At 65.2% G+C, this 12388-nt stretch carries 6 protein-coding genes, 1 tRNA gene and 1 pseudogene; 3 read left to right on the top strand and 5 right to left on the bottom strand.

The genetic code is table 11. From position 1 onward, the window contains the following. Positions 1-629: 629 nt before the first annotated feature. From QMK31_RS13985 to QMK31_RS13975, 3 genes are all read right to left on the bottom strand, one after another. Positions 630-703: transfer RNA gene (locus QMK31_RS13985), tRNA-Met, on the bottom strand. Positions 704-874: 171 nt separating this feature from the next. Further along, positions 875-3799 (bottom strand): UPF0182 family membrane protein, encoded by a 2925-nt coding sequence (locus tag QMK31_RS13980; RefSeq protein WP_283501546.1) that lies wholly within the window; start codon positions 3797-3799, stop codon positions 875-877. Positions 3800-3919: 120 nt separating this feature from the next. After that, positions 3920-5026 carry a YlbL family protein gene (locus QMK31_RS13975; protein WP_283501545.1) on the bottom strand — a complete coding sequence of 369 codons (1107 nt, stop codon included), beginning with the start codon at positions 5024-5026 and terminating at the stop codon, positions 3920-3922. A 217-nt stretch (positions 5027-5243) separates the two neighbouring features. Between QMK31_RS13975 and QMK31_RS13970 the strand changes: the two genes are divergently transcribed. Both QMK31_RS13970 and adhP read left to right on the top strand, forming a co-directional pair. Next, positions 5244-6545 (top strand): zinc-dependent metalloprotease, encoded by a 1302-nt coding sequence (locus QMK31_RS13970; RefSeq protein WP_283501566.1) that lies wholly within the window; start codon positions 5244-5246, stop codon positions 6543-6545. 151 nt (positions 6546-6696) lie between these two features. Then, positions 6697-7707 carry an alcohol dehydrogenase AdhP gene (gene adhP / locus QMK31_RS13965; protein WP_283501565.1) on the top strand — a complete coding sequence of 337 codons (1011 nt, stop codon included), beginning with the start codon at positions 6697-6699 and terminating at the stop codon, positions 7705-7707. Between the two features lie 878 nt (positions 7708-8585). Here the strand turns inward: adhP and QMK31_RS13960 are convergent. Both QMK31_RS13960 and nudC read right to left on the bottom strand, forming a co-directional pair. Continuing rightward, positions 8586-10313 carry an ATP-dependent helicase gene (locus QMK31_RS13960; RefSeq protein WP_283501544.1) on the bottom strand — a complete coding sequence of 576 codons (1728 nt, stop codon included), beginning with the start codon at positions 10311-10313 and terminating at the stop codon, positions 8586-8588. Next, on the bottom strand, positions 10310-11281 hold the full coding sequence (gene nudC / locus QMK31_RS13955; RefSeq protein WP_283501543.1) for an NAD(+) diphosphatase: 972 nt from the start codon (positions 11279-11281) through the stop codon (positions 10310-10312). Before nudC ends, QMK31_RS13960 begins: the two co-directional genes overlap by 4 nt. A gap of 84 nt (positions 11282-11365) precedes the next feature. Here nudC and QMK31_RS17255 point away from each other — a divergent pair. Then, positions 11366-12106, top strand: a pseudogene (locus QMK31_RS17255) (phosphotransferase); the annotation flags it as partial. Between the last annotated feature and the right edge of the window lie 282 nt (positions 12107-12388).

The following is a 12388-nucleotide window of genomic DNA, read 5'->3' as shown; positions in this document are numbered from 1 at the left end:
CGAGCTCGTTGGACGATGCGTTGGAAGCCAGCTCTCAACGCCTTCGCCATCACCTTCCAAGACCGCTGGCCGAACGCAGAATCCTACTAATGAAAAACGCCGGAAACACCGTTACTGAGACACACCCGTCCCGATACCGAACCTCGGCTCGACTGTTGCCGCTGGGCATGCGGGTGGTGTTGAGGTCTCCGTAGGTTCCGATTTCGAGCCGGTCACGCCCGGTCATCGTTTGGCGCCTTCGGCGAAGTCGGCGGCATGGTCTTCCGACTCCATGGCTTCGACCCAGTGCTGCACTTCGGAGAGGCGGTAGCGCATCTCGCGGCCCACTCGGAAGCCGCGCGGACCGCGGTGGGCGTGGCGCAGATCGTGAATGGTCTGTACGGGACGCCAAGGTGGGCGGCGAGTTGACTGGTCGTCAGCACCGGCTCGAGTCCGGGGAACGTGTGCAGGGTGTCCATACACAACAGGTGCGCGAGGCATCCCGAACGGTGCCGAGGTAGTCCAAGGCGCACCTGGCGCGGGGACAAAAAAACTCGGCGCGACCATGGTCGCGCCGAGTTTGCGCCGAGTCTGTCATTTCCCACTCCCTCATGAGGGACCGAAAAACCTAACTGACCTGGACTTTTTAGTTGCGGGGGCAGGATTTGAACCTACGACCTCTGGGTTATGAGCCCAGCGAGCTACCGAACTGCTCCACCCCGCGCTACAAGTACAAATTTAGCACACCCTGAAAGCGCGGTCGACCACTTCAGGTCGGTATGGCAACATCTTCGCCAAAATAGTATCGATACGGGCATCAAACACCATCGGCCTGAACGACCGCAAGCCCCCACCCGAGATGGGTGAGGGCTTGCGACACGTCGTTCGGGTGGCGTTACTCGCCGAGCAGGGCGAGCATGCTCGCGATCGTCTTTTCCAGCTTGGCGTCTGCCGTGCCGTAGTCGGCGAAGTTGCCGTCGGCCAGAGCCGCCGACTTCTCGGCGAGCGCCGTCTTGGCGACGGCGAGCAGGGCCTTGAGCTCGGCATCCGTTCCGGCGTCACCGGTCGATCCGGTCGGCACGTCCGTGCCGCCAGTGCCGGGTTCGGTCGTTGTTCCGCCGCCATTGTTCGTCGTGGCGTCGTCCGGAACGGCCGTATCACCGGCTGTCGCACCCGAATCGCCACCGAACAGCACGTCGAGGGCACCGTCGAGGGTGTCCTCGAACGCGATCTGATCGCCGAAAGCCACGAGCACCTTCTGTAGCAGCGGGTAGCTGGTTTCACCGGTGGACTTCACGTAGACCGGCTGCACGTAGAGCAGTCCGCCACCGACCGGAAGGGTCAACAGGTTACCGTTCAGCACGGTCGACGATCCCTGCCGCAGCAGGTTGAGCTCGGTCGAGACGGTCGGGTCTGCGTTGAAGACGTTCTGCACCTGGCCGGGGCCGGGTACGGTGCCGTCCTTGGGCAGGTTGAGCAGTCTCAGCTGTCCGTACCCGTCGGCGCGCACGCCATCTTTAGCTCCGGCATCGGCGTCAACGGCGAGGTAACCGTAGAGCACATTTCGACTGGATTCTCCGGTGGCTTCCGGCTGGAAGGTCGTGTACAGCGAGAACGATGGCTTGTCGGAACCGGGAACCTGCATGGTGAGGTAGTACGGCGGCTGCAGGGTGGGGTTGGTCGGCGGGGAATCCGGGTCGTTGGGCGAGATCCAGGCGTCATTCTTGCTGTAGAACGAACCGGGATCTGTGACGTGATACTGACCTAGGATGGCACGCTGCACCTTGAACAGGTCGGCCGGGTAGCGCACGTGGCTCATCAGTTCGCCACTCATGTCGCTCATGGGCTTGAGGGTCGAGGGGAAGATCTTCTGCCAGGTCTGCAGCAGGGGTTCTTTATCGTCCCAGGCATAGAGGGTGACCTCGCCACTGTAGGCGTCGACGGTGGCCTTGACCGAGTTGCGCAGGTAGTTGATGCTGTCCAGCGCGTAGGGCTGCGACGGCGTCTGCGTGTCGGCAATGGCCTCGCTCAGGCTTACCGGGGTCGAGTAGGGGTAGTTCGCGGAGGTGGTGTAGCCGTCAACGATCCACATCACTCGGCCGTCAACGACGGAGGGGTAGGCATCGGAGTCGAGCGTCAGGTAGGGCGCAACCTTCTGCACGCGGGTGACCGGGTCACGATCGTAGAGAATCTCTGACTTGTCGTTGACCGAGGCGGCCAGGAAGATCTGCTCGGACTGGAACTTCAGCGCATAAATCAATTTCTTGAACGCATTGTCGAGTTTCGGTCCACCGTCGCCGGAGAAGGTCGTGTAGGTCTGGCCGGCACCCTCTTCGCCCGACGGATAGTCGAGTTCGATCGGATCGGCGCCGTCTTTGTCACCGACGATGGAGTACTCGGGCGAGGTCTCGCCGAAGTAGATACGCGGTTCAAAGTCGCCGAGCGCACCGCTGGTGGGGATGCCTGACTCGAGGAACACCGGCTGGCCGTCGACCGAGCGCTGGTTGCCGTAGGCGGCCACCATGCCGTAGCCGTGCGTGTAGACGGTCTTCGAGTTGACCCAGGTGTTACCGGTGTTCAACCCATCGATGTTGAGGTCGCGCACGGCGACGACGGTGTCCTGAGACACTCCGTCGATCATGTACCGGTCGACGTTCAGGTTGTCGGGGAACTGGTAGTACTGGCGGAACTGCTCGAGCTGGCGGAATGAGTCGCTGACCAGGGCGGGGTCGAGAATACGAATGTTTGCGGTGGTCGCGGCGTCGGCGCGCAGGGCGCCAGGCTCCGCGGTGGTCTTCGCATTGTATGGAATCTCTTCGACACCGGCGACGCCGTAAGCATCCCGGGTGAGGTCGATATTGCGCTCGATGTACTTGGCTTCGAGCGACTTCGCGCTCGGCTCCACCTGGAACCGCTCGACGACCCAGGGGTAGAGCGAGCCGATCAGCAGGCTTGACACGATCAGCAGCGCGGTGCCGATGACCGGCAGGCGCCAGCGGCCGATAATGGCCGTCAGGATGAAGAGCAGCGCGACGACGGCGGCGATGCCGGCGAGGATGGCGCGGCCGGGAATGGTCGCGTTGACATCGGTGTAGCCGGCGCCGGTGATGAGCGTGCCCTGGTTGGTCAGGGTGGAGTACTGGTCGAACCAGATACTCACGGCCTGCAGCAGCAGGTAGAGGGCCGCAGTGACGGCGATCTGTACGCGCGCGGCCTTGGAGATGAGCACCTCGCGGCCGGATACCCGAATGGAACCGTAGAGGTAGCTGGTCGCAACCGCGACAAGCGCCGCGATGAGCACCACAGCGGATGCGAAGGCGAGCACGGCCTGGTAGAACGGCAGGTCCATCAGGTAGAAGGAAATGTCGAAGTTGAACTGCGGGTCAACGCGCCCGGTCTCGGTGCGGTTGAGCCACATGAGCACGGTCTGCCAGCGGGTGGCTGCGGCCACACCGGCAAACAGGCCGAGCAAGGCGGGGATACCGTACATCGCGAGGCGGCGCAGCGGCTCGATGACCTGCTGGTAGCGATCGAGCTGCGAGTTGAGCTTCGCGTAGACCGGGCGCAGTCGATAGGCCAGCTGAATGCTCACCCAGACCGGCACTGCCATGGCGACGAACCCGATAAGAAAGAGCACGGTGCCCGCGATCCACTGAGTGGTCAGCACGCTCAGGAACCCGAGTTGGTCGAACCACAACACATCCGTGTACAGTCCGGCGAAGATAAAGAATAGGATCACCAACCCCGCGATAATCGCTGCGGTAATTGCTAGCGGGGCTCGGCTGCGCCGGGGGGCGTTGTCGGCTGCTGATGAACTCACGTATTGGCCTCTTGCGCTCAGTCATTAGGTACAGGGCGATCACTAACGATGTGATCAGGGTCAACCTCCATCTTACTTAGGCGCCCCTGAGAGAGTCATCACTGCAAGCTTTTCGCCACACTACCCGGCCGGGCAGCTCGGCAGGTTGCTCGTATCGGAACCGGTTTTGATTGCATCGAGGGCGGTGAGGGCCTGGTCGAGGGTGGCGACGGAGAAGACGGTCAGGCCGTCGGGGATGTTGCCGGTCACTTCGTCGCAGTTGTCGGCGGGGGCGAGAAACCAGGTGGCGTCGTTCTCCACCGCACCGTAGAGCTTCTGTTGGATACCGCCGATCGGGCCGATTGCGCCGGATTGGTCGATCGTTCCGGTGCCGGCCACGTTCTCGCCGCCCTGCAATTCTCCCGGAGTCAGCTTGTCGATGATGCCGAGCGCGAACATCATGCCGGCGCTCGGACCGCCGACCTTGTCGAGCTGGATCTGCACGTCGAACGGAAAGTCGTAGGCGACCGACACGTTGACCCCTGCCACGATCGTGCCGTCGTTGTCGATCGGAGTGACCTCGACGGTCTGGGCCGCCCCGCCACGCATAATGTCGACGCTGGCTGCCGTCTCGGCGCCGTTGGTCTGTAGTGCGGCACGTAATTCGGCGACGCTGCCCACCGGCGCACCGTTCACCGCGGAGATCTGGTCCTTGGGTTCGATCACGCCCTCGGCCGGAGAGCCGTCGGGCAGGCTGACCACCGAGACCGTCGTGGGGTAGTCGTAGCCGAGATGAGTGAGTGCGGCCGCGATGGCATCCTGTTGGGAATTGATCATGTCAGCGCTGGCCCGCGCATCCCGCTGTTCGGTACTGACGTTCGCGGGGAAGACCTGGTCGATAGGTAGAACGGCCTCACTCGGGTCGAGCCAGGCTCCGGCGACGCTGAGCCAGCTCGGGCGGTTCTCTCGGTTTCCGAGCAGGGAAACGGTGAGCAGGTCGAGGGTGCCCTTGGTCGGGTAGACCGTCTCATTCGGGATGGTGATGAGGGCGGTGTCGACGTCGTTCTCATCGGTGGCGGAGCCGAGGGTGTTGTAGACCGGGCCGGGCTTCTCGATGACGTACGGGGCCGGCATGATGCCGAGGATCACGCCAGCGACCAGGGCGACCAGCAGTGCCGTCCAGCCGATCGATGGGCGGCGGCGGCGTGCACCCTGGGGTGCCGGTGAGTCATCGGTGAAGAGAGCCACCGTGCTCCTTCCGTGTTGAGGTTTTCGGGCCGTGTTCGCGACGGGCGCACAGCAAGCCCTTCAGCCTAGGATATTTCCCAGCCCCGGGCGGGCTACTCGCACTAGCGTAGAAGTATGCAACTGAGAGGGGCCTGAAGTGGCCGACGACTCCCTACCCCCGAAAGATCAGAACCCGGGCGAGCCCGGTGACAACAACCCCAGCGACGAGTTCCGGGACATGCTCCGCGACATTCTGAGCGGCAAAAGCGGCATCGACCCGAGCCAGCTCGCCGGTGCTGCTGGTCTGCCCAACGACCCGGCGAGTGTGGCCGCCCTCATGCAGCAGCTGCAGGGCGCTATGAGCTCGCAGGGAACCGGAGTGGACTGGCAGATTGCGCTCACCCAGGGTCAGCAGCGCGCGGCTAACGGCCAACTCACGGCGACCGATGAGCAGCAGACGCAGTTGCGTCAGGCCTTCCACATCGCAGCGCTCTGGCTCGACGACGTCATCACAGTGGCCGAACTCACCGTCGAACCGCGCCTGATGACCCGCCGGGAGTGGGTCACAGCCACGATGCCGTTGTGGACCCAACTCGCCGAGCCCGTCGCTACGAGCATCTCCGATTCCCTCACTCGGGTGTTCGCCGAGCAGGTGCCCGAAGAAATGCAGGGCATGGTGGCCAATGCGAGCCAGCTCGTGCGCAGCATCGGCGGCACCCTGTTTGCCATGCAGCTCGGCCAGGTTGTTGGCCAGCTGGCCAGCGAGGTCGTCAGCGGCGGCGACGTCGGCATTCCGTTGCTCGGCGAGCAACAGGCCGCTCTCCTCCCGCAGAATGTTGCCGATTTCGGCGCGGGCCTCGACGTTCCCGCCGACCAGGTGCAGATCTATCTCGCCGTGCGCGAGATCGCCCACGCTCGTCTGTTTCGGCACGCCCGCTGGCTGCGCCTGCACCTGACCAGCGCGGTCACCGCCTATGCGCGCGGCATCAGCATCGACTCCAGCCGGCTCGAAGAATTGGCCGGCAGTTTCGACCCATCCAACCCTGAGGACCTGCGTCAGGCCATGGTCGACGGTTCCCTCATTCAGCAGAAGTCCGAGTCGCAGATTTCTGCCCTGTCCAGGCTCGAGACCATGCTCGCCCTGGTCGAGGGCTGGGTCGACGTCGTCACTGCGCGCGCCACGATCCGACTGCCCAAAGCGGATGCCATCGCCGAGACCGTAAAGCGCCGCCGGGCCTCCGGCGGTCCGGCGGAATCGGCATTCGCGACGCTCGTCGGTCTCGAACTGCGCCCACGACGCCTGCGCGAGGCCGCAGCAATGTGGCAGGCCGTGACGGATGCCGTCGGTAACGAAGCGCGCGACGCGCTCTGGTCGCACCCCGATCTGCTGCCGACATCGGAGGATATCGACGACCCCCAGCGGTTGATCGCCAGGCTCACCAGCGTGGCTCGCGGCGAGCCAGAGGTGCTCGACGACGTCGACCAAGCGCTCGAGGATCTGCTGCGCGACGACGGAGCCGAACGCCCGCACGAGGAGTAGGGACCTTCCTACCCCGCAACGGGGGTCGCAACGTTGCCGCAACCCTTGCTGATCTACCGTCGTCAAATGGACGAAATGTCCCAAACGAAGGAGTTTGGCAATGACAATAACCGAGAGCACCACGAGCACGTCTGCCTCAGTGCCCACGACCATGAACGCAGCCGTCGTGCACGAGTTTGGCCAGAAGCTCACTATCGATGAGGTCGCCGTGCCGACGCCCGGCCCCGGCCAGGCGCTGGTGAAACTGATCAGCAGCGGAGTCTGCCACACCGACCTGCACGCCGTGGAGGGCGACTGGCCGGTCAAGCCGAGCCCGCCATTAATTCCCGGTCACGAGGGTGTCGGTCGAATCGTCGCCCTCGGCGCGGGCGTCGATGACCTCGCCCTCGGCGATCTGGTCGGGAACGCCTGGCTCTGGAGTGCCTGCGGCAGCTGCCAGTACTGCCGCACCGGCTGGGAAACACTGTGCGAAGCGCAGCAAAACGGCGGCTACAGCGTCGACGGTTCGTTCGGGGAGTACATGCTCGTCGATTCCCGCTTCGCCGTGCGCATTCCCCACGGCGCCGATCCGATCGAGATCGCCCCGGTGCTGTGCGCCGGCGTCACCGTGTACAAGGGCCTCAAGATGACCGAGGCACGTCCTGGCCAGTGGGTGGTCATCTCCGGTATCGGTGGCCTCGGCCACATCGCCGTGCAGTACGCCAAGGCGATGGGCCTGCGCGTTGCGGCCGTCGACATCGCCGACGACAAGCTTGCGCTCGCCCGTAAGCACGGCGCCGAACTCGTGGTCAACGCGCGCGATGAAGATCCCGTCGCCGCCATTCAGAAAGCCACCGGCGGCGTGCACGGCGTGCTCGTGACCGCGGTACACCCTGCAGCTTTCGGTCAGGCCATCGGCATGACCCGCCGCGGCGGCACCATCGTCTTCAACGGCCTCCCGCCGGGAGACTTTCCCGCCCCGATCTTCGACATCGTGCTCAAGGGCCTCACCATTCGCGGCTCCATCGTGGGCACCCGTCAGGACATGGAAGAAGCCCTGCAGTTCTACGCCCGCGGCCAGATTCACCCCACGGTTTCCGAACGCCGCATCGACGAGGTCAACGACGTACTCGACGAGATGAAGCACGGCAAGATCGACGGTCGCGTGGTCATCCGCTACTAGCGCCCACTGGCCGAGGTGCGGGCCGCGTGAATGCTGAATCCCAATATTCGGCGTGAGCGCGCCCGCACTCTCTTTTCTTTTTGGCACAAACTCGCCTGTGGAGAACCGATTACGCTCGCGACATGTGGGTCATCATGTCGACATGGCCCTTCGACTGAATCCTCGATACCCCCTGGTGTGGCGCACACCGAATTGCGTACAGCTCGGCGTCGACGAGGCCATCGTGACCATCGGCGGGTTGACGGTCGCCCACGAGGCGGTACTCTCAGCCCTCGCCGTGGGAGTGCATCGATCGGGCGCGATGCTGCTCGGAACGCTCGCCGGGGCATCCGCTGCCGAGGTGACCCACCTGCTCGAGCTGCTGGAACCGGCCCTGCTCTACGTTGCCGACGATGCAAAAACACCGGTCGCCCCGCCGCCGCACACCGTGCTTGTGGACGGCGTCGGACCCACCGCATTTCGCGTGCGGAGCTTGCTCACCAACCTCGGCATCGAGGAGCCGCCACCGGGCCACGACCCTGAGCTCGCCGTGCTGATCGGCCATTACGTCTTCTCCCCTGAGCGTCACGGGCATTGGTTGCGCCGCGACATTCCGCACCTTCCGGTGGTGTTCAGCGATAGCGCCGTGCGGGTCGGCCCGCTCGTCGAACCGGGCCTCGGGCCCTGCCTAACCTGCCTCGAACTCGCGCACGTCGATGACGATCCGGCCTGGCCGGCCATGGCTTGCCAACTCGCGCCGCGGCAAGCCCCGAGTGAATCCGCCAGGCTGAGCTTTGAAGTCGCCGCACGGGTGGCCGGGCTGGTGCAGGATCGGCTGGAGACGGGCCGATCCACGGTGTTCGCCCGGTCGCTGCGCTTGAACGCTGTGACCGCCAGTGTCACCTGGGCTGCGCACCGACTCCACGAACGGTGCGGCTGCCAAGCTCTTCTAGAAAGCGGGACCGTTCCCGCGGTGCGCGAGCCTGCACGCCCGACGACGACCAGCTCAGGGCGAGTCGACTTCGGGCCCGCGTGATGCCGACGTAGAGCAGCCGGCGTTCCTCGTCGATCTGCTCGAACGTGCCCGCGTAGCTGATCGGCACCAGTCCCTCACTGAGGCCGACCACGAACACGACGTCCCATTCGAGCCCCTTGGCCGAGTGCATGGTGGCGAGGGTCACCGCCGACACCGTCGGTTCGTGTTGGCCAGCCTGCCGTTCCATCAGCTCGTCGGTGAACTGCCGAAATGTGGTGCCAGGGGCGGCCTGGTCGACCAGGCCCATCAGGGCGTTCAACGATTCCCACCTCGCCTGCACCGCGCCGCGGGTCTCCGGCGCGGTCTGACTCCAGCCGAGGGAACGCAACACGTCGCTGACCGATTTGAACAGCGGTTCCCCGATGATTGAAACGGATGCCGCGCGCAGGCTCATTACCGCCTGCTTCACCTCCGGCAGGTCGAAGAACCGTTTGGCCCCGCGAATCTGGTAGCTCACCCCCACCTCGGTCAGCGCCGTTTCGATCAGCGCCGCCTGCACATTGACCCGGAACAGCACGGCCACATCTTCGGGTCTGGTGCCGGTGTCGATGAGCTGCAGAATTTGCGCGGCGACGCCACGGGCCTCAGCCATATCGGACGCATACCCGCGCACCGTCGGGTCTGTACCGGTGTTGGTTTGCGCGGCGTGCAGGGTCAGGGCTCCGGAACGCCCGCGCATGAGCTGGTTTGCCGTGGCGACGATCGGCGCGGTGGACCGGTAGTTCTGTTCCAGCCGCACCACGGTGGCATCCTCGTAGTGCTTGGGAAAGTCGAGAAGATAGTCACTGCGGGCACCGGCGAAGGAATAGATGGTCTGGCTGGCGTCACCGACGACGCAGAGGTCGCGGCGATCGCCGAGCCAGAGCGCGAGCAGGTCGTGCTGCAGCGGCGAAACGTCCTGGTATTCATCGACGACAAAGAAGCGGTACTGCTCCCGTACCTGCAGGGCCACCGACGGTTCGGCTTCGATCATGCCGGCCATGGCGAGCAGTACGTCTTCGAAATCGATCTGCTTGCGTTCGTCTTTGAGCTTCTCGTAGGTCTGCTGCAGGGCGACGACCTGGTCGATATCGAGCCGGCCGGGCAGGCTCCGGCGGGAGATGCCGGCCGCGTACTGCTCGATGCTCCGGCCGCTGGTTTTGCGCCATTCAACTTCGGCGGCCAGGTCGCGCAGGGTGGCCGTGTCGATTTTGAGGTGCAGGGCCTCGGCGGCGTGGCCGAGAATGCGCCCCTTGCCATCGAGGATGCGCGGCGCCTGCCCGCCGACAACGTGCGGCCAGAAGTAGTTCAGCTGCGACAGCGCGGCGGCGTGGAAGGTACGGGCGGCCACTCCCCCGGCGCCGAGCTGGCGCAGCCGACCGCGCAGTTCGGCGGCCGAGCGGCTGGTGAAGGTGAGCGCCATGACCCGGTTGGGGGCGTAAGCGCCGGTCAGCACACCGAGCGCAATGCGGTGGGTGATGGCGCGGGTCTTGCCGGTTCCGGCGCCAGCGAGCATGCAGACCGGACCGATGAGCGCCTCAGCGGCTATGCGCTGTTGCTCATCGAGGCCGTTCAACAACGAATCGGTGGTTACCGTAACGGGCACCGTCACGGACGGATCAATTCCGGCGCGGCCGAAAGCGGGGCGCCGAGCCAGCGTTCGATCATGGCGTGCGCGATGGAGGACGGGCCGGGCAGCAGCATCCACTCGCCGGCCTCATGCAATTCCTGCCGGCTGAACCAGCGCAGCGCCAGGATCTCCGCGCCGTCCGGCAGCAGGTCACCAGCCTGCTGGTCGTCGGCGAGTCGGGCGGTGAAGCCGCACATGACCGACGCTGGGAACGGCCACGGCTGCGATCCGACGTAGACCGGATCGGTGACCCGAAGACCGGATTCCTCGAACATTTCGCGGATCACGGCCGTTTCCAGGGCCTCACCCGGTTCAACGAAGCCGGCCAGCAGCGAGTAGCGGTTGTTCTCCCACATGGCGTTGGAGCCGAGCAGGATTCGGTCGTCAGCGTCGGTGATGAGCACGATCACGGCGGGGTCGGTGCGCGGAAAAACCTGGCTGTTGTCGACCGGGCAGCGACGCACCCAGCCGCCATCTTCGACGGTGGTGGCGGCTCCGCACCGCGGGCAGTGCGCGTGCGAGGCGTGCCAGTTGAGCACGCCGAGGGCCTCGGTGAACAGGCCGGCGTCACGGTCGCCGAGCACGGTCGCGACCGTGCGGAGGCCCACCCAGCGGTCGACGTCGGGCTCGAGAAGGGCGGCGTCGGCGTCATCCAGGCTCACGGCGACGATGCGGGTGCCGAATGCTTCCGGCAGATCGTCCGGCAAAGACCGGCCGAGGTAGACGCGCAGGCCGTCGTTTCGCAGGCTCACCGGCGGCAGCAGGGCCAGGCGCGGCCCCGTGTCGGGATCGTGCGGCGCGAGCAACATTTTGCCGTGCCAGACGGGCAGCAGGCGGGTGGCGGAATCCGCCCAGAGTTGGTCGAACAGTCCGGGACTGCTGCGGCTCAGGTGGTCACGGTCGACCGCGTGGCGAGACAGCGGCAACCGCGTCGTGAATGTGAACGACATGGTTTGTCTCCGAGCTCTGCGAGAACGTGCTGTGGAGGCGTGGCGAATAACCGCCAGGCCGGAAGTCGATCTAACCTAGTAGGCATGGCCAGAACTCAACTCACTCTAGCCGCGTTAGCCACCTCCGCTGTTCCGGGGCTCGACGTGGCCTACGCCCGTAAGCACAGTGCCGGCGCGCACGGATTGTTCGACTCGGCGCTCGTCATCGACAAGGCCGGGCGGGCGCTGATCATTCGCGTTCCCACGAGCCAGTCGGCCGAAACCGAACAGTCCGCCGACCTCGGGGCGTTGCGCGCGCTCACCACCGGCAATCGCAGCCGGCTGCCGTTCGACGTGCCGGAATATGTCGGTCAGACACCGATTCAGGGCACGCGCGCGGTCGTTTATGAGCTGCTCGCCGGTGACAGCTTCGATGCGGATGCCCTCACCGGGCACGAGGGCGTCTCCGGGTCGATTGGGCGGGCCATCGCTGCGATCCACTCGCTGCCGAGCGCCTTCATCGGCACCGCCGGGCTGCCCCAGCAGAGCGCCGAACAGTGCCGCAAAGACTCGATCGATCTGATCGACCGAGCCGCAGGCACCGGCTACCTGCCCGCCGCGCTGCTGCGCCGCTGGGAACAGGCCACCGACGACGAAGCACTCTGGCAGTTCGCACCGGCCGTGGTGCACGGGTCGATGTCGGCCGATTCCATCCTGATCACCGACGATGCCGTCTCAGGAATTCTCGGTTGGTCTGGCCTGGCCGTCGGCGACCCGGCCCGCGATCTGCACTGGCTGCTCGCCGCGCGCGGCGATGCCGCCGAACTCGCCCTGGACGCCTATTCGAACGCCCGTCAGGGCAGCGACACTCACATTACCCAGCGCGCTATGCTCTACGCCGAGCTGGAACTGGCCCGATGGTTGCTGCACGGTGTCAGCAGCCACGATCAAACCATCGTCGATGACGCCGTCGCAATGCTCGATGGTCTCGTCGACACGGTACACAGTCACACCCAGCAGCCGCTCTCCCCCGAAACCGGACCGATCATGACCGTCAATGATGTGGAGAATATGCTCGACCACATGCCGCGTGCAGTTCGAGATTACGACCAGCACGCGGCGATGCAC

The sequence above is a fragment of the Cryobacterium sp. PH31-O1 genome (assembly GCF_030063455.1).
In the GTDB taxonomy this organism is placed as follows: Bacteria; Actinomycetota; Actinomycetes; order Actinomycetales; family Microbacteriaceae; genus Cryobacterium.
The sequence above is the reverse complement of the archived record's forward strand: the minus strand, read 5'-3'. Positions and strand labels throughout refer to the sequence as shown.

Bases quoted from the DNA above. Each gene is read 5' to 3' on its own strand.
- QMK31_RS13970 (WP_283501566.1), top strand. From the start codon at position 5,244: ATGCTCCGCGACATTCTGAGCGGCAAAAGCGGCATCGACCCGAGCCAG.
- adhP (WP_283501565.1), top strand. From the start codon at position 6,697: ATGAACGCAGCCGTCGTGCACGAGTTTGGCCAGAAGCTCACTATCGAT.
- nudC (WP_283501543.1), bottom strand. From the start codon at position 11,281: ATGTCGTTCACATTCACGACGCGGTTGCCGCTGTCTCGCCACGCGGTC.